Origin of the sequence: Streptomyces sp. NBC_00448 (assembly GCF_036014115.1) — a bacterium.
In the GTDB taxonomy this organism is placed as follows: domain Bacteria; phylum Actinomycetota; class Actinomycetes; order Streptomycetales; family Streptomycetaceae; genus Actinacidiphila.
In genome coordinates this window covers 4,506,366-4,532,057 of sequence record NZ_CP107913.1, presented here as the reverse complement: position 1 = coordinate 4,532,057, position 25,692 = coordinate 4,506,366, and the positions used below count along the sequence as shown (strand labels likewise).

General features: G+C 68.1%; 13 protein-coding genes and 1 pseudogene. 12 read left to right on the top strand and 2 right to left on the bottom strand.

Going from position 1 to position 25,692, the window contains the following annotated elements; genetic code table 11:
* Nucleotides 1-81 precede the first annotated feature (81 nt).
* Nucleotides 82-786 (bottom strand): nucleotidyltransferase domain-containing protein, encoded by a 705-nt coding sequence (locus OG370_RS19130; protein ID WP_328465884.1) that lies wholly within the window; start codon nt 784-786, stop codon nt 82-84.
* A gap of 345 nt (nt 787-1,131) precedes the next feature.
* Here OG370_RS19130 and OG370_RS19125 point away from each other — a divergent pair, with 345 nt between their 5' ends.
* On the top strand, nt 1,132-1,308 hold the full coding sequence (locus tag OG370_RS19125) for a hypothetical protein (protein WP_328465882.1): 177 nt from the start codon (nt 1,132-1,134) through the stop codon (nt 1,306-1,308).
* Nucleotides 1,309-1,467 (top strand): hypothetical protein, encoded by a 159-nt coding sequence (locus OG370_RS19120; RefSeq protein ID WP_328465880.1) that lies wholly within the window; start codon nt 1,309-1,311, stop codon nt 1,465-1,467. It begins immediately after the preceding gene.
* A 73-nt stretch (nt 1,468-1,540) separates the two neighbouring features.
* Here the strand turns inward: OG370_RS19120 and OG370_RS19115 are convergent, their stop codons facing one another.
* A complete protein-coding gene (locus tag OG370_RS19115; RefSeq protein ID WP_328465878.1) occupies nt 1,541-2,173 on the bottom strand; it encodes a TetR/AcrR family transcriptional regulator in 633 nt (210 codons plus the stop codon).
* 201 nt (nt 2,174-2,374) lie between these two features.
* On the opposite strand from OG370_RS19115, the gene OG370_RS19110 reads away from it, so the two are divergent.
* The 10 genes and pseudogenes from OG370_RS19110 (at nt 2,375) to drmC (ending at nt 24,079) form a co-directional block, all read left to right on the top strand.
* A complete protein-coding gene (locus tag OG370_RS19110; protein WP_328465876.1) occupies nt 2,375-3,385 on the top strand; it encodes an NADP-dependent oxidoreductase in 1,011 nt (336 codons plus the stop codon).
* A gap of 810 nt (nt 3,386-4,195) precedes the next feature.
* Nucleotides 4,196-4,507, top strand: a pseudogene (locus tag OG370_RS19105) (effector-associated constant component EACC1); the annotation flags it as partial.
* The gene (locus OG370_RS19100) at nt 4,414-6,816 is read left to right on the top strand and encodes a caspase family protein (protein ID WP_328474224.1); all 2,403 of its coding nucleotides are present in this window, start codon (nt 4,414-4,416) and stop codon (nt 6,814-6,816) included. The pseudogene OG370_RS19105 and the gene OG370_RS19100, both read left to right, overlap by 94 nt.
* Nucleotides 6,817-7,680: 864 nt before the next feature.
* On the top strand, nt 7,681-9,738 hold the full coding sequence (locus tag OG370_RS19095; RefSeq protein WP_328465874.1) for a GNAT family N-acetyltransferase: 2,058 nt from the start codon (nt 7,681-7,683) through the stop codon (nt 9,736-9,738).
* The gene (locus OG370_RS19090) at nt 9,735-10,214 is read left to right on the top strand and encodes an ASCH domain-containing protein (RefSeq protein ID WP_328465872.1); all 480 of its coding nucleotides are present in this window, start codon (nt 9,735-9,737) and stop codon (nt 10,212-10,214) included. The genes OG370_RS19095 and OG370_RS19090 overlap by 4 nt, the downstream gene beginning before the upstream one ends.
* 91 nt (nt 10,215-10,305) lie before the next feature.
* Nucleotides 10,306-13,542, top strand: a complete 3,237-nt coding sequence (gene drmD / locus OG370_RS19085; RefSeq protein ID WP_328465870.1) for a DISARM system SNF2-like helicase DrmD — start codon at nt 10,306-10,308, stop codon at nt 13,540-13,542.
* On the top strand, nt 13,539-17,561 hold the full coding sequence (locus OG370_RS19080; RefSeq protein WP_328465868.1) for an Eco57I restriction-modification methylase domain-containing protein: 4,023 nt from the start codon (nt 13,539-13,541) through the stop codon (nt 17,559-17,561). Before drmD ends, OG370_RS19080 begins: the two co-directional genes overlap by 4 nt.
* A 1-nt stretch (nt 17,562) precedes the next feature.
* Nucleotides 17,563-21,306, top strand: coding sequence for a DISARM system helicase DrmA (drmA, locus tag OG370_RS19075; protein WP_328465866.1), 3,744 nt, complete (start codon nt 17,563-17,565; stop codon nt 21,304-21,306).
* Entirely contained in the window at nt 21,303-23,336 is a 2,034-nt protein-coding gene (locus OG370_RS19070; RefSeq protein WP_328465864.1) for a DUF1998 domain-containing protein, read from the top strand. The genes drmA and OG370_RS19070 overlap by 4 nt, the downstream gene beginning before the upstream one ends.
* Nucleotides 23,333-24,079: a DISARM system phospholipase D-like protein DrmC gene (gene drmC, locus OG370_RS19065; RefSeq protein ID WP_328465862.1), complete on the top strand. Its 747-nt coding sequence runs from the start codon at nt 23,333-23,335 to the stop codon at nt 24,077-24,079. Before OG370_RS19070 ends, drmC begins: the two co-directional genes overlap by 4 nt.
* Nucleotides 24,080-25,692: the final 1,613 nt, after the last annotated feature.

The window sequence follows — 25,692 nt, the reverse complement described above, 5'->3', positions numbered from 1 at the left end:
GACTTCGGCTGCGTCCGTATTCGGCAGCCCGGTTGCCGCGGTTCGAAGTGAAGCGGCTTGTGTGTGGCGCGCTGTGCCGGCTTACGGCGTGCCGCTGCGCCGGTAGCCGGCCCACAGCCGGCCGCCGGCCTGCTCCAGCACCTGGTCCACCACGCCGACGAGGTTCTCTGCCTGCCCTTCGAGTGCCAGCCGGACTCCGTTGTGGAGCTGGGTGTTGAGCCCTGGTGCCGCGGTGTCGAGGAGGCGGGCGAGCCACTTGCCGCCTGCGTCCCAGGAACCGTTGACAGCCAGGGCGAGTTCGGCGGTGCGGACTGCCAACTCGGAGCAGATGAAGAGCCGTTCGCCGGGGTCGGTGGACCCGTCGAGGTCGTCGAGGAGGTCGGTGATCGCGTAGCGGCGGTCCTCGATCTCCCGGGTGGTCACGGGCGGAGGTCCGGCCGCGGCCAGTTTCCGGGACGCGGTGGCGATGCGCTCGCCGATTCCGTCCGCGTCGAAGAGCAGCAGCCCGTCGGCGCACATGAAGAGCAGCGGTGACCGGCGCTGCGGCACTTCCCGGTCGACGAAGGCGTGCCAGGTCTCCTCGGTGTGCACGAACATCTCCACCGGCCAGCCATGGCGCCGGAAGCTCGACCGGTACGGGGCGGGGGCGCCGTGCAGGAACACCACGAGGTCGAGGTCGGACTTCACGGTCCGGCGCTCCGTCACGACGCTGCCGCCCAAGAACGCGGCTCTTGCGTCGGCATGGAGTTCTTCGACTACGGCTCGTGCTGCTTCGATCGCTTCCATACGACAAGTATCCGGACCTGCGGTTCCAGGCGCCGAGAATTTTCCGCCGGCACCGGCCGCACTGCCGCTGGGCTCCCGGTGGGCTGCGGGTGGTCTCCCGGTGAACTCCCGGTGCGGTCCCGGTGGGCACCCGGGCGGGCTCCCGGTGAGCGAGCCCGGTCGGTGCCGGTGGGGATCAGTCCGCGGCCATGGCCTGGTGCGCCTGTCCGGCCGCGAGCGGTGGCTCCGGGAGCGGGTGTGCGGCTGCGCTGCGGAAGCCGTCCAGGAGGAGCCCGAGATGGCGGCGCCACAACCCGGGGGCTGCTCCGCACCCCGGTGGCCCTGGTCCGCCACATCCTGCCGGGCATGATCGAAAGCGGCCGCGGAGCGGTGCTGTTCGGACTGCCGGTCACCGCGAGCACCCCCGCCACCCAGATCGGCAACGTGGCCGTGGCGGCGTCGGCCGCGCGGGCCTACCTGCGCAACCTCCACGCCGATCTGGCCGGCACCGGGGTCTACGCGGGCCTGCTCCAGGTCGCGTGAATGGTCGGCGGGAGCGACTCGGCCAGGTACGTCGCCGAGCACTGGGACCCGAGCACTCTGCCGGAGCCCCTCGACCCGGCCGACCTCGCCGACGCCTGCTGGGACCTCTACCTCAAGCGCGACAGGTTCGAAGCCGTCGTCGCCCATACGAACGGGTAGCCGTCGGGGTAACCGTCGCACATCTGCGGGGGCCGGCCGGCGGCGTGAGTGCCGGGCTCGGTGCGGCCTTGGCCTAAGGCTGCAACGGGGGCGGTGGGTGCGGGAGGGGGTGGGCGCCCTCGGGGCGCAGGCCGTCGAAGACCACCATCAGGTAGCGGCGCCAGAGGTCCGGGTACGCCTGGCTGAGGGGGCCGGCCGCGTATGCGGGTGCGCACATCAGCAGGACGACGTCGGCTCCGGTGATGTCGGGCCGTACGGCCCCCTGCGCGCGCGCTCGGGCGACCAAGGCGTCGACGGCGCGGACCATCCGCTCGCGTGCCTGATCGACCCCCGCCGGGTCCTGGATGTCCGCCGTGCCGCCGGCGAACATGGCGGAGAGGTCGAGCTGTTGCTGTTGCTCCGCACCCAGGGTCAGGAAGTCCAGCAGTGCCGCGCCGGGATCGGCCCCGGTGAGGAGCGCCTCGGCGGACCCGGTGAGCTGGTCGAGGCGGGCCACCACGATCGCGGTGAGCAGATGGTCCTTGCTGGGGAAGTGGTTGAAGACCGTCCCCTTTCCCACTCCCGCGCGGCGGGCGATGTCCGCGATGGAGGCGTCGACGCCGCGTTCGGTGAACTCCGCGGTGGCGGCGGCGAGCAGCAGTTCGCGGTTACGTGCCGCGTCGGCCCGCAGGGAACGCCGCGGGCGTGGACTTTCAGGCGGGGTCATGCGGTTCGCTCGCTCCTCGGCGTCGGTATCGGCTCGGCATGTTCCTCGGACCGGTACCCGACGACTCCTCGCGGCGCGGGCCTCACCGCTCGGCGTCCTGCGGCCGTAAGTTGACCGCTCGGTCGCATTATCGTACCGTCCATTCCCAGAATAACCTGACCGTGCGGTCGGGTTCCCGTGGGTGCTTCGGGAGGATGCGACATGACGCGAACGATGCGGGCCCTCGTGGCCCCGGGCTACGGACCCCCCGAGACCTACGTGGTGACCGAGGTACCGGTCCCGCGGCCCGGACCCGGGCAGGTGCGGATCAAGGTGGCGGCGGCTGCGCTGAACGCCGCCGACCTGGTGCTTCCCGGCGGCGACTACCGTGCCATGGTCGAGGTGGGCTTCCCGCACGTGCCCGGCAACGACTTCGCCGGCACGGTGACCGACGTCGGCCCGGACGTGTCCGGCTACACCGCCGGGGACGAGGTCTTCGGTTTCGCGCTGCCCCGGGTGCTGCGCCCCATGGCGGGTGCGGCGCGACCGTCGCTGGGGACGGGATCGCTCGCGGAGTACGTGGTCGTCGAGGCCGACACGCCGTTCGTCGCCCACCGCCCGGCCGCGCTGCCGGTCGACCAGGCGGCGGCGCTGCCCATCGTCGGAACGACGGCCCGCGCGCTGGTCGCGGCCGGGGCGTTCGGCGCGGACGAGACGGTTCTGGTGGTCGGGGCCACGGGTGGGGTGGGAACCACCGTGCTGCCGCTGCTGGCCGCCGCGGGAACGCGGGTGACCGCCACGGCGACGGCGGCCGACGCCACCCTCGTACGGCAGTTGGGCGCGGCCGAAGTGGTCGACTACCGCACCGACGACGTCACCGCGGAGACGTTGCGGCGGCACCCCGGAGGAGTCGACGCCATCCTGAACTTGTACCTGCCCGGCACCGAACTCCGCGGCCTCGCCTCCACGTTGCGGCCCGGCGGCAGGTTGCTGACGATCACGCCCCCGCCGCCGGACGCCGACGCGCTGGGCCGCTCGGACGTGACGGGCAGCATGGTGCTGGACATGGACGGCCACTACGGCGGCATGCCGGAGGTGGCGGCCGACGCGGTCGCCGGCACCCTCAAGGCCACGATCGGCCGCCGCTTCCGGCTGACGGACGCGGCGCACGCGTGCGTGGCGTTCGTGCGTGAGCACACGACGGGGAAGATCCTGGTGACGATGGACGGTTGACCCGAGCGGAGCGGCCGACGCTTCCGACGCTTCGCCGGCCAATCCAATAGCGGCTCGGAACGCCTCGCGCTCCCCGGTGCCGCGAGCCGCTGGTCCCGCTGACCGGGCTCGGCCCGTGCTTCCCGTGGGCCGGCAACGAATCTGTGAGCGAACACAGTGCATGCTTCCCCCCGCCCCACCCGACGAACGAATCCGTGGAGGCGACGGTGCTACCGCAGCCCGGGCCCCGCCCCGGGAGCCGGGACTCCGTACTCGGCTCCCCGAACGGCCTCCAAGGGACCCCCAGGGACGGCTCAGGGCCCCGATCCTCGGAAGGATCAGGGCCCTGACCTGCTGCTTTGGAGTCGGGGTGGCGGGATTTGAACCCACGGCCTCTTCGTCCCGAATGCCGTCGAACCGAGGTCGCTGGCTGGGCGGTTGGCGTTGTTGCTGGTCAGGGCGTTGGGCTGGGTGGGTCTGGGGTGGTGTCGCGGGGTCTCGGGGAGCGGATCGGCTCCCATATGGCTCCCAACGGAGAGGTAGCCGGCGCTCGGATCCGGCTATGGCCGTGTCCACGGAGTCCGACCGCGACGAGTAGTTCGACAGCCCACACCATCGAGCCACGAGAGCTGCCTCGACTGCCGTCAGCTCGCCAATGCGGCCAACGCTGCTGACGTCGCGTAGACAGCACTGTGGTAGTCGAGGCACTCACTGTCCGTGCGGCAGTTGAGACGTACTCTTCTGTCTGGGCTGAGAGCCGGGTAGGAGTGGGGGGACCCGTACCCGCTCCTGCTTGAACGTAGACAGCGCAGGTGACCAGGGGGAGGCTTCGTGGAGATTCAGATCACGGTCGATGCGCAGGGCGACGACGCAGCGGCACTTGATCTGTACTACTGGCTCAGACGGGATCGCGAACTCCGGCGTCATGTGGAGGTCGAACTGGCTCGACCCTCCGAAGGCTCTGGCCGCATGAGCGCCGGCGAGATCATCAACATGCTAGTCAGTGACGGTATTGCCGCCGCCGGGCTGTTGGTGAACATCGTGGGTGCCTGGCAATCAGCGCGCCCTTCGCCACCAGGGGCCGTGACCTTCGAACGCGACGGCATGACAGTGACCGTGCACGATGGGTCGGACGACAGCTTGCGCCGAGTCGTAGGGCTGTTGGCGCCCGACGTTCACGACGGAGATGTAGAGGACGATCGTGCGGAACCGCCGTCTGCGCCGTCTGGTTCAGGGAATCAGTGATGGGGCTGCCCAACCCTGACGGAACTCAGGTGGTGCTGATAGGGGCAGACAAGTATCAGCACTTCCCGGACTTGCCAGCGGTCCGCAACAACCTCGCCAAGCTGGCTGAACTGTTCACGGCCCCGCATGTTGGGGGCCTCTCTACCGGACAGTGCGTGATAGTACGCAACCCTGCTGACACTAGGGCCCTACTCAACGCCGTTCACCAGGCAGCGAGCAAGGCGACGGACACGCTGGTGGTGTACTTCGCTGGCCATGGCATGCTTTCGCCCGATGGCTATCTTCATCTTGCCCTAGGGAATTCCGAGCGAGGCAGGAAGCTCTACGAATCAGTGGCGTTCAGTTATCTCCGCACCGAAGTGCTGGAGAGTGTGGCGCCTAAGAAGGTCGTAATCCTCGACTGTTGCTACAGCGGTGCTGCAATGGAGGGGTACATGGGTACTCCAAACGAACTCGCGGATCAGACCGCCATCGAGGGCGCATATGTTATGACCGCCACATCGGCGACGCAGTCTGCTGTGGCTCCTGTCGGCGCGTCCTTTACCGCTTTCACAAGTGAACTCGTGAAAGCCATCAGTGACGGGGTCCCCGACGCGGACGACCCACTCGACATGAATACGCTCTACGGTCACCTCAGGCGGCGGTTGGCCTCGCAGAGCATGCCGCTGCCCCAACAACGGACCGATGGCCAGGGACACACTATCGCGCTGTTCCGGAACAAGTGGCAGCGGCCAACGAAAATGTCAACGCTCGCAGAACTTCGAGAGGAGTGGTTCCGCGCGATCCAAGACGGGCTACTCTGGCACGCAAGGGATATTGTGGCGCTCGGCAATGGACGACTCCGGACGGACTTTGGTGATACCAAGCTTATTGGCTCTATTCTCATCGCGCGTATCGCCGTCCGCCTTGCTCGGGGCGAAAGAACCGCAGATATCCGGGAGGCGCTTGCTGCAAGTCCGCTTTTCACAGTGCCCGGCCCCAACCGTGATGAACTGAACGAGCTCATCGCCAGAATCAAGTTCGGGTTCGAGCGCGACGGGCTTGCTAGCACCATTGTGGTTCTCGAGGGTCTGGGACTGCTTGCCTGGAATCCAGAGAGCACGGACATGCTCCTCATCGAGTACTGGGCTGCCCAACGAGGTCGTACAGTGCCCCGGACGCGTGTGGAGCGTGAACTCAGGGAGTTGTGGGACAGCACGGACTCACGTGTCCACAGCGCGCTCTCGGCATTGCCGTCATCTCCGCTGGAGGCGTACCCGGACCTTTGGAAGAGACTGAAGGGCGAGCCGGACTTCCGTGTCGGCAATGCCGGAGCCATGGTGCTCGGTCAGCACGGTGGCGGCGACCGCGCCTGGGACCGCTGGATGTCCACCCGCCCCTGGAACATCCTTAACGCTCGCCACTTGGTGAGCCTAGGCGGAGATCTCGCCCGTTGCCAGGCTGCGCAGCGTGCCCTCGCTCGTCTCCTCGATCGGGCACCTTCTGGCGATGAGTTTCGGAGTGTTCTAGAGCGGGCTGCCAAGATCATCCAGGACCAGCTGGAGTACATCGCCCTGGCAGTGGAGGGCATGAGCGCCATCGAGTACGAGTTGCTTCGCGAGCGCAGCCGGGACGAACACTTCCAAGACGGCTGCCTCTTCACCTTCCAGCAGCATCTGCTGGAGCGGTACCAGACCTTCACATCCTTCCCCGAGCACACGACGACGCATGGCACCTGGGGTCCACTCCCATGGTGGTCGATTGCCCTTCACGACGAACGTGAACAACGGGGGGCGCAGGAATTGCTTGCCTGCGGCGGCATGCAGCTGGGCATCACCGCCGAGAGCTACGGCGCTGACGAGCTTTTCGTCACCTGCCAGGAGCCCGGGCCCGGACCCTCACGCATCATGGCCCGCCTGCGCTTCGATCTCCGTGACGCCGTGCACGCCTGTGAAATGCTTCTTCTTGCCCGCCGGCAGTCGGTGGCGGTGGACTTCCTCACGGAACGCATTGACGAGTGGGACGATCGCGAGGTCAACCTTGTCGGCACGATGTCCATCGACGTGGGGGGCGACATCGGGACTGCCCTTACTGACATTGCAACCCGCGCCTTGCGCCGACTCCTGCCAGGCGCATCAGGTCCAGCCGTTCAACTGGAAGGTGTCCCGGAGCTGGAGAGACTTCTGAAGTCCTCACGGCTCCCGCCGATCTGTCGCCATCCGAGGTAACAGACAGCCTCTCGGAGCTCGGACCCGAGTCGATAGAGGAGCGCCTTTGAGATCGCTCAGAAGACTCGGCGTAGGGGTTTGGGGCCAGGTCGTGTGGCGGGTCCTCCGCGGGTGAGTCGGCGGAGTATCACGTCGGTCATGGCCCAGTGGATCATGGTCTCTGCGTGGGCGGTTTGCGTTCGTAGTCGCTGGCGAGGCCTCGTCACATGGAGATCCAGGCGAAGGTCCGCTCGACTGCCCAGCGCTTGGGCTGGACCTGGAAGCAGCGTTGTCCGGGCTGTTTGCGGACGATGCCTACCTTGCGGCGCAGGGCGTCGGCGGCCCACTGGACGGGGCGGCCAGCGAAGCCCGGTCCGCCCAGACCTTGAGCACGGTGGGATGGTCCAGGCGGGTCCACAGTAGTGGCCGCTTCCGGCCGTCGCGGTCCTGGACACTGGCCGCGACGACGCGCTCTCAGTGGCAGCATAGAAGTCGATCGACACACCCGTGGGGAGAGACGCGCGTGCACGCTCAATCGACCGCGGGCTCCAGCGTGCGCAGGGCAGCGGCAGACTCGCGGGCACGGGCAAAACGCGGAGCCACGCGTTGAGCACCTCCCGGCACTCGAGCTCGTCCGTGCCGGGAACCGAGAAGTCGGTGCGTGCTGCGAGTTGAGCCCCGGCAGTTCCCCCCTTTACGAACGACGCGCTAACCGTAGCCGCAATCCGGGACGTGGGGATTGTAGGGCAACTGCGCTGGTGTGACTTGGTCGTCATTCGATCTAAATAGGTCAGATGTGATCAAGCGGTGGCCGGGTGTAGCGCAGGTTGGGCAGTATGCGCCCAGGGCGGGATCTGTCGAACTATGTCGAGTTCGGAGGGGCACATGGCGATCAACGTGCTGCCAGTGACAGGGGAGCAGCCGAAACTACTCGCTGCAGCCATCGCACTTGGCGACCGCCACAAGAAGCGGTTGGGTTTACTCACGCCCCCCGCATACCGCAAGTACGCCGATGACGGCGGGCTGCTCGTGGCGCTGGAGGGGGCCGAGGTCGTCGGGTACACGCTCTTCGGGCTGCCCAAACGCAACCAGCACGTGCGTCTCGCTCACCTCTGCGTGGCGGAGGAACGTCGGGGTAAGGGGATCGCGGCACTTCTGATCGCAGAGCTGCGACGCCGGCAATCACACCGGTTGGGCATCCGGGTGAGATGCCGACGGAACTACGACTTGGGCCCTATGTGGAGCAGCCTCGGCTTCGTCCCGAAGGGCGAGGGGTTCGGGCGCGGCGGCGACAAGGAGACTCTTGATACGTGGTGGCTCGATCTCGGTCACGACGACCTGTTCACCGAGGTGCAGAGCGATGCGTTACTGGTCGTGGCGGTCGATCACAGCGTCTTCTCCGGGCTTCAGGGGGCGGGAGACGAGCAGAACGTCGAGGAGTCGCGGGCCCTGGAGGCCGGCTGGCTCGCGGACCTGATCGAACTTGCCCACACGCCGCAGCTCCTCCTCGACGTACGGGAGATCGAGGACCGGGCGGAGCGGACCCACCAGCGAGCCGGCATGTCCCGGCTCCGCTCGGCCTCGCCGGAGAAGGCTTCCGTGTCCGCGCGCCAGCAGGAGCTGATTGCGGCGTTGGGCAAGCGCATGGCGGATGTGACGATCGACGACGACATGCGCGGCCGGCTGCGGTACGTGGCCGAGACGGCGGGCGCCGGCCTGCAAGTCCTGGCCACGCGTGATCCCGAACTGGAGCGACTGGCCGACCTTGTCTGGGACGTCGCGCGTGTCCGAGTCGTTTCCCCGGCGCTGGTTACACAGCATGTTGACGAACTCCGTCAAGCCCAGGTCTACCGTCCGGCGGACCTCCTTGGCACCGCGTTCTCGGTTGAGGAGGTCATCCCCGGACGCGAGGGAGAGCTGGTCGCCTTCTTCCAGCAAGCCGACGGCGACAGCGGGACCGGCTTCGCCGCGCGGTTGGCGGGCCTCGGTTCCGACGGGGTGCTGTGGCGCAGGGAGTTGCTGCGGGACGGCAGCGGACACCCGGTGGCTCTGTACGCCTGGGCCATGGACGGGCGCAGGTTGAACGTCTCCTTCCTCCGGACGGCCGCACACCCGCTGGAGGAGACGCTTGCCCGGCAGCTGCTCTTCATGCTCAAGCGGCTGGCGCGGGACCGGGGCGCGCAAGCGGTCTGTATCGCCGATTCTCACCTCTCGCCGGCTGCCAAGTCAGCAGCGGGCGCGGACGGATTCGTCGAAGGCGGGAACGGCTTCACGGCGCTCGTCGTCGACATGTGCGGGCCGGCCGAAGCGGTCTCCGAGGAGGCAGGACGGATCGCCGCACGAGCTGGGCGTACAACATCAGGTCTGGATGCCAAGACCTCGCCCGAGATCGTGAGTGTGGCAGAGCGGGTGTGGTGGCCCGCGAAGCTCACCGACACGGCCCTGCCGTCCTTCATCGCGCCGGTGAAGCCCCGCTATTCCGCGGAGCTCTTCAACGTGCCCGCGATGCTCCTGCCGCGAGCGGACGTGCTCGGGATCAGCCGTGAGCACGTCTACTACCGGTCCGCCGGCCGCCGCGGTGAGTCGGTCCCCGCTCGGATCCTTTGGTATGTCAGCGAGGGGAGCGCGGGGGAGCAGGGCAAGATGGCGATCGGCTGTTCACGGCTCGATGACGTGGTCGTTGGCGATCCCGAGGCCCTCTTCTCGCGATTCGAACACTTGGGCGTATATGGTCTTTCGGAAGTGCGTAATCAGTCCGAACCGACCGGCAGTGTCATGGCGTTGAGGTTCTCGGACACGGAGATCTTTCCGGCACCGGTGACGCATGCGCGTTTGGCCGCGCTCGCCAAGGGGCTGGGGCTACCGTTGTCGCTGATCACGCTGTCGAAGATCAGCAGTGCGCTGTTCCAGGCTGTGTACGAAGAGGGGCACCGAAAGACGTGAGTGATCCGGAGCGCGCGATGCTGCTGTCCGTCCACCCGCGGTTCGCCACGGCGATCCTGGCCGGGACCAAGACGGTCGAGGTACGTCGGCAACGTGTCGCTGCTCTTCCGGGAACCCCGGTACTCCTCTACGCGACAGCGCCCACGATGGCCATCGTGGGCATGGCGCGGATCACCTCCGTGCAGGTGGCTTCCCCGGGCGAGGTGTGGTCGGCCAGTCGTACGAGCGCCGGGATCAGCCGGCGCGAGTACGACGAGTACATGAGCGGAGCGACCAGGGCCAGCGGCCTGTGCCTCGAAGAGCCGATTGCCTTCGACTCCCCGGTGCCATTGGCCGCGCTCCGGACTGCTGGCGCGTTCCACCCCCCGCAGAGCTACCGCTACCTGAGCGGCGAGGATCTCCGGAAGGTTGCGGCGGCCGCACCCGGCATCAAGGCCGCGCTGCCTGGCGCGGTATTGGCGGCCAGTGCCGAATGACTCCCGGGCGCGTCCGGGTCGGAGATACTGAGAGCTCGGTGGTCCGCGGCCCCGATGGAAGCTGGTGCGCCGAGGAGATCACGCTCTGGCAATGACTGCGCTGGTGAAGGAGTTTGCCCAGGTGGCGACCGCGACGGATGATGCGCAGGGAACGGCGACCGGCACCCCCGAGGGCGCACCGAGGGCCCTCCCGCCCCTGCCGGAGCCGGGGCAGGTCGTCAAGGTGCGGGGCTCCACGTGGGCCGTGTCCGACGTCCAGCGCCAGGGACTGCCGCGAAGCCCCGCCGACGAGGGGTCTCCGGGGCTGACGCACGCCGTCAGCCTGCAGTCGCTCGACGAGGACCGGCTCGGGCAGGAGCTCACGGTCGTCTGGGAGCTGGAGGTCGGGCACACCGTCGCGCCCAACCAGGGCCTGCCCGAGACCGTGCGCGTAGAGGCGTTCGACGACCCCAACACCCTCGCGGCCTTCGTGGACGCCGTCCGCTGGGGCGCGGTGACCTCGGCGGACGCGGACTCGTACCAGGCCCCGTTCCGCAGCGGCGCCAACGTCGAGTCGTATCAGCTGGTGCCCCTCAGCCGCGCCCTGGAGTCCTCGCGTACGAACCTGCTGCTCGCGGACGACGTGGGCCTCGGCAAGACTATCGAGGCCGGCCTTGTCGTGCAGGAGCTCCTGCTGCGGCACCGGGCGAGGTCCGTGGTGATCGTCTGTCCGCCGAGCCTGTCCCTGAAGTGGCAGGATGAGATGCGGGAGAAGTTCGGCCTCGACTTCGTCATCGTCAACAGCGAGCTGATGGCGAAGGTCCGCCGCAGCCACGGGCTGAACGCCAACCCCTTCCGCCTCTTCCCGCGTGTGATCGTGAGCATGGCGTGGCTACCGTCGCTACGGGCCCAGCGCCTGCTCCGCGACGTGCTCGCGGACGTCCGCAGCTCGACCACAGCCAGGCGGTACGCGTTCGACGTACTTGTGGTCGATGAGGCCCACCACGTGGCGCCGGCCAGCCCGACGACCGCGCCTGGCCAGCGCGGCTACGCGGTGGACAGCAAGCGGACCACGGCCACCATGAAGCTGGCGGAGGCCTGCGAGCACCGGCTGTTCCTGAGCGCCACCCCGCACAACGGCTACTCGGAGTCGTTCACGGCCCTCCTCGAAATGATCGACGGCCGCCGCTTCACCCGCGGCGCGAGCATCGACGAGCAGGCGCTGCGGGACGTGATGGTGCGCTGGCTGAAGACCGACCTCCCGGACAAGGGGTTCAAGCCCAGAAGGCTCCGGACCCTCCCCTTCACCCCGTCCACGAAGGAGCAGGAGCAGTTCGCGCAGTTGGAGCGGCTGCTGGCCGACAGCGCCCGCGCTAACGGCAAGGGAGTAGGCGGCGACATCGTCGCGATGCTGCTGAAGAAGCGTTTTTTGTCCAGCCCGTGGTCGTTCGCCCGCACTCTCGAGCTGTACGAGGACGCGGCGGCCAGTGACCGTCAGCTCCGGATGGACGACGAGGACGATTATTACACCGAGGTCCTGGGCAGCGGCCAGTCCGACGAGGAGGAGGGCGCGGCCGAGCACCCCGAGTTCACCGCACTGCGGCACTCCAAGGGCTCCGACCCGCTGGCGACCGCCACCACGGACGAGATCGCCGAACTCATCGCATGGGGGCGCGGGTACGAGCACAAACCCGACTCCCGGCTGACGGAACTCCTGACCTACCTCAACGCGGTCTGCCGGCCCGACGGCACGTGGAACCACGAACGCGTCGTCGTCTTCACCGAATACGCGGCCACTCTCGAATGGATAGAGCGCATCCTCCGCCAGCGGGGCTACGACGACGTGCTGGAGGTCATCCAGGGCTCCACACCGACCGACGAACGGGAGCGGATCCGCGCCCGGTTCACCGAGAGCCCCGACAAGCACCCGGTGCGCGTACTGCTCGCCACCGACTCCGCCGGAGAAGGCATCGACCTCCAGGCCCACTGCCACCGGCTGGTCAACTTCGACATCCCCTTCAACCCGTCCCGCCTGGAGCAGCGCATCGGCCGTATCGACCGCTACGGCCAGCCGGAGAACCCCCAGATCTACCACTTCATGCCCGTCTCGTCCTCCACGACGTACGAGGCGGACATGAAGTTCATGGGCATCATCGCCACCAAGGTCGGCAACGCCACCGCGGACCTCGGCAAGGTCAACCAGGTCATCGACGCCGAGGTGCAAGAGCACTTCGCCCCCCTCCGCAAGACCCGCAAAGCCCGGCTGACCGCACCGGACGACGGCAACGAAGTGATCACCCGCGTGCTGGCCGGCGGCATGGAGCTCAACCGCAAGCTCACCCGGCTCTCCGAGACGTACCAGGACAGCAAAGCGGCCATGCACCTCACCCCGGCCAACGCCCGACGGGTCCTGGACACCGCGCTCACCCTGACTGCCCAACCGCCTTTGGTCGAAATCGGTGACGACCGCACCGACGCGCAGGTCTTCGAGATCCCCAACCTCGGCCGTTCCTGGCAGCCGTCCCTACGCGGCCTCGACACCCGGCTGGAGCCGGGGGTTCCGCGGCCCATCACGTTCGACGACCAAGCCGCGCAGCACCGCACCGACCTCGTCCACATCCACCTCGGGCACGCCCTCATGCAGCGCGCTACCCGCACCCTGCGCTCCGCGCTCTTTAGCGCGGACTCCCCGGTGCACCGGGTCACCGCCGTCGTCACCCCCGGCCTGCCCGAGTCCTGCGTCGCCGCCGTTTCACGGCTCGTCCTGGTCGGCCGGGGCGGGCTGCGCCTGCACGAGGAGGTCTTCCTCACCGGTGTGCGCCTGCGCGGCCAGGCACTCGCGGAGTCGAAGGTCGAGCAGGTGCTCGACGAGACGCTCGACTCCGAGGACCTGGTCCTGACCGACGAGCCGGTACGGGCCAGGCTCGCCGCCCAGTGGAACGACGACGGTGGCCGGTTGCGCACCCGCCTGCTGACGGCGATGGATCGCAAGAGCGCCAGCAGGCAGGAGAAAGTCACCGAAGCCCTCGCCCACCGCCGGGACGCCGACATCCAGCGCGCCCGGGAGATCTTCGAGGCCTTCCGGATCAACCTGTGCGAGTCCCGCGACCGCCTGGAGCGGGCCATCCAGGCGGAGGACGAGCTGCTGTTCACCGACGACCAGCAGAAGCAGCGCCGCCGCGATCTGCAACGCATGTACGAACGCCTCGACAGCCTGGACGACGAGGAGCAGCGCGAAGTCGCCTCGATCCAGGAGCGCTACAGCGACATCAAGCCGTACGTGTCCGCCGCCGCGGTCGTGTTCGCACTGACCCCCGAAGACGCCGAGAACGGAGCGGTCACCGCATGAGCCGCAAGCGCCCCCCGAGCACTGCCGACCTGCACCGAGCCTGGCTCGAACTCGTGGACGCCGACGGCCCGTTCCTTGCGGTCCCCGCACTGGAGCGCGTCTACCGGCAGGGCATCCCGCAGCCCGACGCCCGAGCCCTGGACGCCATCAAGGACGCCAAGCCCGCCTTCGAGAAGGCGTGGGAGAACTGGGACGAGAACCGCGACGACCCAGCCGCACTCGACCTCTACCGTGGTGCCCGCGGCACCTGGGTGGACCTCGTCCTGCGCCAAGGCCTGCGCTGGGGCGCCGAATACACCGCCCACGCCCCGGCCGCCGCCGAGGTCCGCTCACCCGATTACACCGTCACCGTCCGTGCCGACGGAGCCCTCGTCCACGCGGACGCCGCAGCAGCCCTCGTCCTCGTCGCGGACCCGACGGACTCGCTGCGCGACCCCCTCACCGACGGTTGGTCGGCCAGCTACATCGACCGCATGGAGGAGTTGCTCCGTGCCTCCGGCGTCCCGATCGGCGTCGTCACCGACGGCCGCTGGTGGGCGATCGTCAGCGCCCGCGCGAAGACCATGGTCGCCTCCGGCATCGTCGACGCCCAGACCTGGATCGAGGAGCCAGCCACCCGCAACGCCTTCATCGAACTCCTCCAGCGCCGCCGCCTGGTCGGCGGCAAGCCCGAGGACCGGCTGACCGAACTCTTCGGCGAGTCCGTCACCGCCGCCGAGAAGATCACCGAAGCCCTCGGTACCCAAGTCCGCCGCGCCGTCGAACTCATCGTCCAGGCCCTGTCCGAAGGCGCCTTGGAAGCCCGCCGCCGCGGTGAGCCCGACCCGTTGCCGGACAAGCGTGGGGACGTCTACGAAGCCGCCGTCACGGTCATGATGCGCGTCGTCTTCCTGCTCTTCGCCGAGGAGCGCGGGCTCCTGCCGCAGGGCCGGCTCTTCGCCATGGGCTACGGCATCAGCGACGAACTCGACCTGCTCGACGCCCGTGAGAAGGAGGAAGGCGAGCAGTCCCTCGACGCCACCTTCCTGACCTGGCACCGCCTCCTCGCCACCTCCCAAGCCCTCTACCGGGGCGCGACCTTCGAAGACCTGCGGCTGCCCGAATACGGCGGCTCCCTCTTCGACCCGGCCCGCTACCCCTTCCTCACCACCTGCAACTCCCAGGACACCCTCGCCATCACGGTGAGCGACCGCGTCATGCTCGAAGTCCTGCGCGCCGTCCAGATCGCCCACCTGACCGGCGGCGCCCGGCGGATCTCTTTCCGCGACATCGACGTCGAGCAGATCGGCTACATCTACGAGGGCCTGCTCGGCTACTCCTGCGAACCCGTGGAAGAGGGCATCGTCGGCCTCATCGGAAGCGCCGGGTCGGAGCCCGAGATCCCGCTCGCGGCTCTCGAGGAACTCGCCGCCGCCAAGCACACGGACGCTGCGCTTGCCGACGCGATCCTCGCCTGGGTCAAGCAGGACCAGCCAGCCGCGAAGCCGCCGAGCAAAGCCGCCCTCACCAAGGCGTTGAAGGCCGGCGACACCCTCGGCGACACCGAGACCGCCCTCCGCGACGTCACCGACGACCCCGTACTCCGCGACCGGCTGCGCCCGTTCATCGGCATCATCCGCCGCGACCTGCGCAACCGCCCCCTCGTGGTCGAACCCGGCGGCGTCCTGCTCGTGGAAACCCCGTCCCGCGCCTCTGCGGGCGCGCACTACACGCCACGCTCGCTGGCCGAGGAGGTCGTGCAGTACGCGCTGATGCCCCTCGTCTACTCGCCCGGCCCCCACCAGACCGCGGACCAGGAAGCCTGGCAGCCGATCGACTCCGACCAGATCCTCGACCTCCGCATCGCCGACATCGCCTGCGGCTCGGGCGCGTTTCTTGTGGCTGCGGCCCGGTTCTTGGCGGACCGGTTGGTCGAGGCGTGGCAGCGGGAGGGCGTGGCGCACGGGCGGACCCCGCATGACCTGCACGTCCACGCCATAAGGATGGTCGTCGCAAGCTGCCTGTACGGGGCGGACATCAACGGCATGGCCGTGGAGATGTGCAAACTGTCGCTGTGGCTCGTGTCGCTCGACCCGAAGCTCCCGTTCTCTTTCGTCGACGACAAGGTGCTGCACGGCAACGCGCTGCTGGGCCTGACAGACGCGGAGCAGCTGCGCCGTCTGCACATCGACCCTGACTCGGCTGGCAACCAGCTCAGCGTCTTCTCCGTGGACATCGACGATGTCCTTGACCGCGCCAGCCGCCTGCGTCGTCAACTCGCGACGGAGGTGGACGACAACGACCCCCAGCGCTCGGCAGCGTCGAAGCGTCGGCTGTGGCGCCGGTACCAGGAGCTGACAGCGCAAGCGGCGGACATCGCTGACGGAGTGATCGCGGCTGGTCTCCGATGGGGCGGCAAGCCGGGGAGGCAGCTGAAGGCGGCGTACGAGAACCTGCGGATTGCGATTGAGGCGGCTTACCCCGCGGCGGGTGCGGAACCGGATCGAGCGATGCTCGATGGAATCCTAGCGGCCGGGCTCACGCCGACAGCGGTGACGGATTACGAGCGGTGGAAGCCCCTCCATTGGATTCTGGCGGTTCCGGATGTGATGGAGCGGGGTGGGTTCGACGCGGTGGTCGGGAACCCGCCGTTTCTGGGGGGAAAGAAGCTCAGCGGGCCTCTGGGAACTAACGTTCGCGACTGGTTCGTCAATGTGCTTGCGGGTGGCGCGAAGGGTAGTGCTGATCTTGTTGCGTATTTCTTCCTTCGCGCGTATGAGATATTGTCGTCACGAGGTGGGCTCGGGCTTATTGCAACGAATACGGTTGCCCAGGGTGCCACTCGGAAGGTCGGCCTCGATCGACTGGCTGCGCAAGAATTCACGATCACCCGGGCAATCCAAAGCCGACCATGGCCCGCCGTAAGTGCGAATCTCGAGTATGCGGCGGTATGGGGGACTCGAAAACGCGTGGCGGTGGGGGTCCCCCGACTCGCCGACGAGACCGAGGCGGAGTGGATTTCTACGCTCTTGGAACCAGGGGGCCGAGTGCACAGTGTTCCTGTGCGGTTGGTTGAGAACGCTGGAGTCGCCTTTATCGGCTGCTACGTTCTGGGGATGGGCTTTGTTCTGGAGCCCGAAGAAGCAGTGGCCTGGATCGATGTCGATGAGCGTAACAGGGAGGTCCTCTTTCCTTACCTTAATGGCGAAGATCTCAACTCTCGACCTGACGGTTCCGCTTCGCGATATGTCATCGACTTCAACGATCGGACGCAGTCGCAGGCGCATTCGTACAGACTGCCCTACGAGCGAGTTCTGGAGCGAGTGAAGCCAGAACGAGCGAAAAATAATCGAAAGGTGTACAGGGAGTATTGGTGGCAGTTCGGTGAAAGGTTGCCATCGTTGCGGAAGGCGATCGCAAACTTGAATGAGGTTTTGGCAATTACGCTCGTCAGTAAGACTGTGATGCCCATGCGCGTGCCTACGGGAACCGTGTTTAGTCACGCTCTTGGGGTGTTTGCCACAGATTCCTACGCCGATCAAGCATTGCTGTCCTCTGCGCTGCACCAGACCTGGGCGATCAAGTACGGGTCAGGCCTGCGGAATGACCCTCGATACACGCCCTCAGACGTCTTCGGTACCTTTCCCCTACCGCGGAACGCGAATGATCTCACCACGGCTGGCCTCACTCTCGACACTGAGCGGCGCGAGATCATGATCCGCCGCCACCTCGGACTGACCAAGCTCTACAACCTCGTCAACGACCCCGACATCGCGGATTCCGCCGACCCCGACGTCGCCCGGCTCCGCCAGATCCACGTTGAACTCGACCACGCCGTCATGGCGGCCTACGGGTGGGACGACGTCCCGCTGGACCACGGCTTCCACACCTACCGCCAGATGCAGCGCTGGACGGTGAGCCCGACGGCCCGCGTGGACATCCTGGACCGGCTCCTCGAAGAAAACCATCGGCGGGCTGCCGCGCAGGGCGATGTCAGTGCCCTGGACGAGAATGACGACAGCGAGGACGAGGAGGGCTAACGTGACCACCCCCCGGCGCGATGGCGCCCAGACCGGCGGCGCAGCCGAGGCGCCGGCCTACCGGCTTGCCGTCGAACCGGACGGGCGTTCCTGGACTGCTCGCGAGAACCTCGTTGACATCCTGGAGCGCGAGCTTCTCGGCCCGGCTAACGGGCCGGAGGAGATCCTCGAAGGCGTCCCCGATGCGGCTTACCTAGTCGGCAGGATCGCGCCCGTACGGCTGACCGCCGGGCACGACGATCCCGGCGAGGCAGGCTCGGACGACGCGGCCACCGACGTGGGCGACGCCGTGGATGCCGCGGAGAGCCGGGGCGTGCCGCTCACCGCCGTCGACGACAGCAGCGCCAGCTCGGATGAGGACGCAGTCGAGGACCAGCCGCAGAAGCGCGGGCTGATGATCCCGGCGTCGATGGGGCTGCGCTGCCAAATCCCCGACGACCTGGACGAGTTCACCGTGACCGCCACGTGGGGCACGTACGAGTCCATCAGGGAGAAGCACGGCGAAGGCCAGGCAGCGGACGAGAGCGCGGCGCCACCCCCGGCCCAGCGACGCTACCAGCGTGTTCCGCACGCCGTCATCAAGACCATCAGGCCTGCCGACCTGGCCACGTCCTGCACGACCGAGATCGTGCTCCACGACAAGGTCCTGCTGCGGGTGGACCGTTATGACGACCCCGAGCGCGGCTGCCGCCTCATCGAGGTGGCGCTCTGCAACGACCGGGAGACCCCGCGGAAGATCCCGGTGGAGGCGTGGCTCTACCAGACCAAGCTCACCATCTCGGCCGCCGGCGCGGAGGTGTTCCTGCCCGTCAATGACGCGCTGCTGGACACCCGCTGGGAGCCGGATGACGAACTGCGCCGGCTACGGCTCCAGTACCGCGACCGCCTGGAGTTCGCGCACGGGCGTACATGCTCGGTGGACTGGGCGGTAGCCGAGGGCGCACGGCGGGCCACCGAGGTGTGGACGATATGGCTCCCGGTCAGCGAGACGCCGCAGACGGCCGCCGAGGAGATCGGCGCCGCCCTACTGGACATGCGCGCACTGCAGACCGCCTCGATCGGAGAGCTGCGCAGTGGCCTTGAACCGATCGTCACCGGATACGCGGCCTGGCTCGACGGCGAGGAGCAGCGGGCCGGCGCCCTTCCGGAACATCTGCGGTCCGAGGCCATGGAGGCGGTGGGCGACGCGCGAAGCGTGCAGCAGCAGCTCGAAGCCGGCCTGGCCCATCTCCTCGCCGACGAGGAGGCGTTGCGCTGCTTCCGGTTCATGAACCGGGTGATGGCTGACCAGCGTGTGCAGTCACAGGTCGCGGAGCGGAGGGCGGGCCGGCCGGAGGAGAGTATCGACGACGCCCGCGACGCGATCCTCGCGGAGAAGGGTGCGCTGGCGCATTCGTGGCGTACCTTCCAGCTCGCCTTCGTGCTCATGCAGTTGCCGCTGCTGTCCGACCCGGCCGCTGAGCGGCGTTCCGCGGACCTCGCCACGGCGCAGCTGCTGTTCTTCCCGACCGGCGGTGGCAAGACCGAGGCGTACCTGGGCCTTGCCGCCTACACGTTTGCGATCCGCCGCCGCCAGGGCGTCGTGGACGCCTTCGCCGGGCCGCTGGACGGGCGTTCCGGTGTCGCCGTCCTCATGCGGTACACGCTCCGGCTCCTCACCGCCCAGCAGTTCCAGCGCGCCACCACCCTGGTCTGCGCGGCGGAGCTGGCGCGACGCGAAGACGAGGCCACGTGGGGGGAGGAGCCCTTCCGAATCGGGCTGTGGGTCGGGACGGATGTGAGCCCGAAGCGGTACGAGGAGGCCGCCGAGCAGCTGCAGAAGGTCCACGGTGGCCGCGGCTACCGGCTCACCGTGCTCCAGATCCAGCGCTGCCCCTGGTGCGGCACCCGTGTCGAGGCCCGCGACGTGCGTACCGAGCCGACCTACCGCAGGGTCTACGTGTACTGCGGGGACGAGCTCGCCGACTGCCCGTTCGCCGACGGCGGCGAGGTACCGGACGGGCTGCCCGTACTCACCGTGGACGAGGAGATCTACCGGCTCGCACCGGCGTTCGTCATCGCCACCGTGGACAAGTTCGCCCGCCTCGCACGCGAGGGTGAGGCAGCTTCGCTCTTCGGGCATGTCTCGCGGCGCTGTGACCGGCACGGGTTCGTCCACCCCGACTACCAGCACTGCGACATCAAGGACGGCAACAAGCACCCGAAGAAGGACGGCTGGCCGGCGGCCCCCGTCCACCCGGCTATGCGGCTGCGGCCCCCGGACCTGGTCATCCAGGACGAGCTGCACCTGATCACCGGGGCGCTCGGCACGACCGTGGGCCTGTTCGAGGTGGCCATCGACGTGATGACCGACTGGAAGACGAAGGACGGGCGGCCGGTGCGCCCGCTGCTGGTCGCGTCTACAGCCACCGCCCGCAACGCGTCGGAGCAGGTGAAGGCGCTCTACGGCCGGGACGTCAGGATCTTCCCGCCGCAGGTCCTGGACGCGGGCAGCACCTTCTTCTCCAAGGAGATCCCGGTCTCCGAAGCGCATCCGGGCCGTCGCTACATCGGTGTCAGCACGACAGGGGTGCGCCTGACCACGGCGGAGATCCGGGTGGCTGAAGTACTCATGGCCAGTGGGCAGTTGCTACTCGACCGGTGCGGAAGCGCCGCCGACCCGTACATGACCCTGGTCGGGTACTTCTCCGCCACACGTGAGCTCGCCGGCATGGCCCGGTACATGAGCGACGACATCCAGACCGCGTTGACCAAGGGCCGCCCCTGGTCGAGGCTCCCGCGCCGCACGGGCACCGACTACGGGTCGCTGCACGTCGCCGAACTGACCTCGCGGGTGGCCAGCGCGGACATCACCGCGACCCTGGACCAGATGGCGCTTCCCTTCGACCCGGGCTTCGACTCCACAGCGGGCAGGCGGAACCGGCGAGCCCTGCGGGAGGCGAAGAAGCCGGAGCCGACGCGGGAGACCAATCCGTACGACGTGGTCCTCGCCACCTCCATGCTCCAGGTCGGCGTGGACGTGACCCGTCTCGGGCTGATGCTCGTCGTGGGGCAGCCGAAGAACACCGCGGAGTACATCCAGGCTTCCTCCCGCGTCGGCCGCCTTGCGGACAAGCCTGGGCTGGTCCTCGCCCTCGGGAACTGGGCGCGGCCCAGGGACCTCGCGCACTTCGAGCAGTTCCGCCACTACCACGAGACCTTCTACGCCCAGGTCGAAGCACTCTCCGTGACGCCGTTCTCGGTGACCTCACTGGAGCGTGGCCTGGACGGCGTGCTGGTAAGCGCCGCGCGAGTCCTCCAGGCGACGAAGGCCGGCCGGGGGCTCTCCCCGGAGAACGGGGCGGGGTGGATCGAGGCCGAGCAGCACTTCGCCGGCGAGCTCATCGAGGCTCTCGTACGGCGGACACACTCAGCAGGCGGAGAAGACGCGGCAAACCGGGCCCGCCTGCGGCTGGAGAACCGGCTCGACCAGTGGGTCAAGCGGCGCAAGCAACTGATGGAGGACCGCAAGGCACTGGTCTACGAGAGGGTGCTTGACGACGGCCTGCACGACGCGCTGATGATGAGCGCGGAGAATGCCAAAGCGGGCATCGTCACACGCGACGCCCCACCCTTCGTCGTGGCGAACTCGATGCGCGAGGTGCAACCGGAGATCAATCTCCTCGTAAGCCCGATCAAGGAACGACTGGTGTACCGAGCACCCGATAACGCCCCCCAGTGGACGATGCAGGAGGACGACTCGTGAGCGACGAGACGCGTTATGTCTACGACGTCGCCCACGCCGTCGATCCGCTGGGCGATCTGGAAGAGGAAGCGGAGAAGGCGACCAAGCACAACCGTGCCAAGGTCGGCTCGGCCCGCCCCTCGTCTCTCCTCTACACCTACGGCCCCGGCGCGATCATGGACCTTCCGCAGTTCACGATCATGCCCACCGGCCTCGACGAGTGGGACCGCATCTGGAGCCGCCGCGAGTCCGCGCCGCCACAGATCCACGCCCCGCGCCTGCGCGACGTGGTGCGACTGATGCTGCGGTCGCCGGACGTGCAGTTGCGGCCGTATCCCTGGCAGCCGAAGAAACACAGCCGCTCCACGGAAGGCAACGACCTGGGAGTCCCCGCGCGGGTCTTCCCGCAGTGGTTGCGGTGCACAGGCTGCGACATGCTCGGACTGGTCACGCAGTTCGACTACCGCAATACACACCCGTTCCGAACCGACCTAGCCGTCTTCGAGCACGCCAAATGCACGGGCCGCGCAGGCGCCGGCGGGCGCAAACCCATGCGGCGTACCGCCATCCCGGCACGGTATCTGCTGGCCTGCGTCGACGGGCACCTGGACGAGTTCCCCTACGACCTGTGGGTGCACCACGGGCAGCCCTGCGCGCAGGCGGAACTGCCCGCCCTGAAGATGGTCGACCGGACCGCCGGCAAGGGCGCCTCAGCCCTGATCCGCTGCGCTTCGTGTGACATGCGGCGGCCGATGAACGAGGCCCAGGGCGAGGCCGGAAGGGCGAAGCTCCCCCGCTGCCGCGGCCGCCATCCGCACCTGGACGCCTTCGAGCCCAAGGGCTGCGGGAACGAGACCAGGCTGATGCTCGTCGGCGCCTCCAACCTGTGGTTCCCGGCCACGCACTCGATCATCGTGATGCCGGAGTCGAAGGAGGAGAAGGAGAGCGACCTGGCCGACCGGGTCCGGACGTCCCTCGGGGACAAGCTCGCGAAGTACCGGAACAGCCTGGACATGGTCAGGGACCTGCTCGGGATGCCCGGCGGCGTCGATGTCACCGGTTTGACCGACCACGACCTGGAGCAGGTCCTCCAGGCGGCCTCAGCGCCCACCGACACCCCGGAGGAGCAGGAGCGGAGGCTTCGGGACTGGGACCCAGTGGACCTCCTCGTCCCCGAATGGAACTACCTGCTACGTGACATCATCGGCCTCGGAGTGGAGGACCCCACAAGCGGCCTCGCCCTCGCCACCCGGGCGCGGGGTGAGTCCCTGCCGGCGGAGATCACCCGTGTACTCGCGGTCGAGCGCCTCCGCAAGGTCAACGCCCTCGTCGGCTTCACGCGTATCGACGACATGGAGCGCGCCGGTGACCTGCCGCGCCGCCTGGTGCCGCTCACCCGCACACCCAGGCCGGCCTGGACCGTGGCCACCGAGGACCGGGGCGAGGGGATCTTCCTCCAGCTCGACGAGGGCGCGGTCGCGGCCTGGGAGAAGCGCGTCGAGAACAACGCCCTGTGGACGATGCACCGCGAAGCGCACGACAGGAACTTCGAGCGCCGCTTCTCCGAGACCGCGGGCAAGATCAAGCCCAGCAGCCGCCTCAAGCCACCGCGTTACTGGCTCGTGCACACCCTTGCCCACGTCCTCATCCGCGAACTCGCTCTGACCTGCGGCTATTCGGCCGCAAGCCTCAGCGAACGGCTCTACGCCTGGCCTGCCGACGGGGACCGCCCCCCCGCCGCCGGCCTGCTCATCTGCACCACGGCCTCCGACAGCGACGGCACCCTCGGCGGCCTCGTCCAGCTCAGCGAACCGCAGCGCCTGGAGGGCGTCGTCGCCAATGCGCTCCGCAAGGCCGCGCGTTGCTCGTCCGACCCGATCTGCGCCAAGCGCGCCCCGCAGGACCCCGAGGATTTCCTGCACGGCGCCGCCTGCCACTGCTGCGTCATGGCATCGGAGACCTCCTGCGAACGCGCCAACCGCTTCCTCGACCGCCGCTTCCTCCTGGACCTGCCCGGCAGCACCCTCGGCTTCTTCCAGGCCGCTGAATGAGCGGACCTTCGACCGCCGCGAACGCGCCGCGGCTACTCGGCCGGCTCCTCACCGGCACCGAGGCCAAGGACGTCGCCGATCGCCTGGCAGACGGCGACACCTTGACCACGGCCCTCAAGGTCGTTGCCTCCGGTCGCAGGGCAGAGGCTCGACAACTCCTGGAGGCCATGGGGCACGGCTCCACGGCGAGGGGCCAGCACGTGCTCGTCCTGCGCGCGATCGAGGGCGCACGGGCACTCCCCAGCACGCTGTCCCCCCTTTGGACGATGCCGGGCCATCTCGCCCAGAGCGGCCCGCTCACCACGTCCGTACCCCGCATAGTGGACAGCGCTCGCCACGCGATCACCTGCTCCACCTTCAACTTCCAGCGCAGCTCGACTCTCTGGACCTCCCTCCGATCGGCGTCCCAGCGCGATTCCGTCGCCGTCCGCGTCTACCTCGACGCACGCGCAGCCGACAACAACAGCCACCACTGGTCCCCGTCCACCTCCGAGGTGGCCGCGCACCTTGCTCCGGCCGAGGTGTGGCGGACGAAGGAGTTCGACGGCGGCTACGTCCGCAACCACGCCAAGTTCTTGGCGATCGACCATCGTCTCCTGCTGGTCACCAGCGCAAACTTCTCCTGGAGCGCTGAGAACAACAACGTCGAGTTCGGCATTCTCATCGACAACCCGAGCCTCACCGAGGCTGTTGAACGGGAGTTGCGTGAGGTCGAAGGGATCCTTTATGAGGAGGTCCACTAACGGCGTTGTGCGCTTTCGTAAGGCGGAGCATGTGGGCTCGGACCCGAGGCATATGCGGCCGACGGTGGCGCACTGGCTCCTCCCTCTGTCAGTCCTCGCTCTTATCCTTGATGCATGGCTAACGGCGTGTGGCACACCCGGTATGGTATAGAGATCAACTTATCGCTGCCCGACCTCGGTCACCGGGGGCGGCCGGATCTCCTCCGTGAGATCACCGCGAGCGTCACAGAACGCGACCCGCGACTACTGGAATGCCTCGCACATCACCGCGGGGAACGATGCCTTTCGGAATCGGGCGGCAAGTCGCCCTGGATGTTCATCCGCCGCGGTCGGGTCGGCGGCAATCGTCCTTTGGTTGCTTCGCATCTACCGGTGACCCACAAGGCGACCCCGGCGGAGAGCGCGCAGCACAAGGCCACGAAAGAGCGGGTCGTCGACACCGCCACCAGGTATGGCCTGGAGGCCGAGGCAGAGGTGGCCACCGCGAACCGGAGGAGCGTCTCGGATGCCGTCGTCACGGGGCCCGACGGTCTGCGGATCGGGTGGGAGATCCAGTACCACCACCTCAGCCCGAGCAGCGTGCACAGGCGGTCGGTCAACGCAGTGGACCAGGGCATCACGCCGCTGTGGGTGGCAAAGGACCGCACCGCTGCCCTGATCGACAGGGCGCCGTGGGTTCGTGTCGATGACATGCCCTGGAGGGATATCGCCGACGGCAAGGAGATTCTGATCCGCGGTGGATACCGGCACCTTGAGGTCTGGAGGTGCGTGCCCAGCAGCGAACGTCACTGCCTCGTCAGCGAGGGGGCCGGACACTGCGGGGCCATCCACGCAGACTGGTTCGTGCCGGCGCTGTGCCTGCCGGAGAAGAAGCCGGTGCACTTGGAGGATCTGGTTCTGCGGAGCGCCACAGGCGAGAGCGTTCCGGTCTACGTGCCGAACCGCAGCGGCGGCCGTGCGGGCCGCCACATGTGGGTGTCGGCCGACGATCGAGATAGCTGGGAGGAGTTGGTCGGGGAGAAGACATCGCTGCCCGAGGCACCTGCCCAGGAAGACGACGATCGGATCACTTTCGCCGAGCAGGAGATCGACTGCACTTGCAGGGCCGGGAAGAGGGGTGGTTCGCTGGCGATGCTCGGCCGGTCCGCGATCTCGGTCAGCCGACGGGCGGCTTCACCCTTCCCTGTATGCCCATCCAGCCGCCCCGAGACCCCCTGCGCATCACCGATGTTGAGCGGGCCGCCGCCTCCGCGGCCCTGGGGTGCCCGCCGTATGAGCTCGGGCCGTGCTCGGGGTGCGGCCAGCTCATGCACAGGTACGGACGGTTCGCCGCAATGTACTGCCGCGCCTGCCGCAACGTTCTCAATGGCCTGTAGCGGGAAGCTCGCCGGGGCAGCCGTCCGCCGAGTCGAGGGCTCGGCGGACGACGCAGGCTGCCGCCCTCATCGCGCAATTCCTATGATCATTGCTCCATGTGAAAGGGGGGTGGGGTTGCGGAGGCGGGCAGATCTGCGGAGCGGCGCAAGGAGCGGGAATTACGGGAGCGGTGGCAGGCCGCGCGGTACCCGGTCCGGCGGTGGGAACGGGCCGCTGTCTTCGGCCAGAGGTGCCGT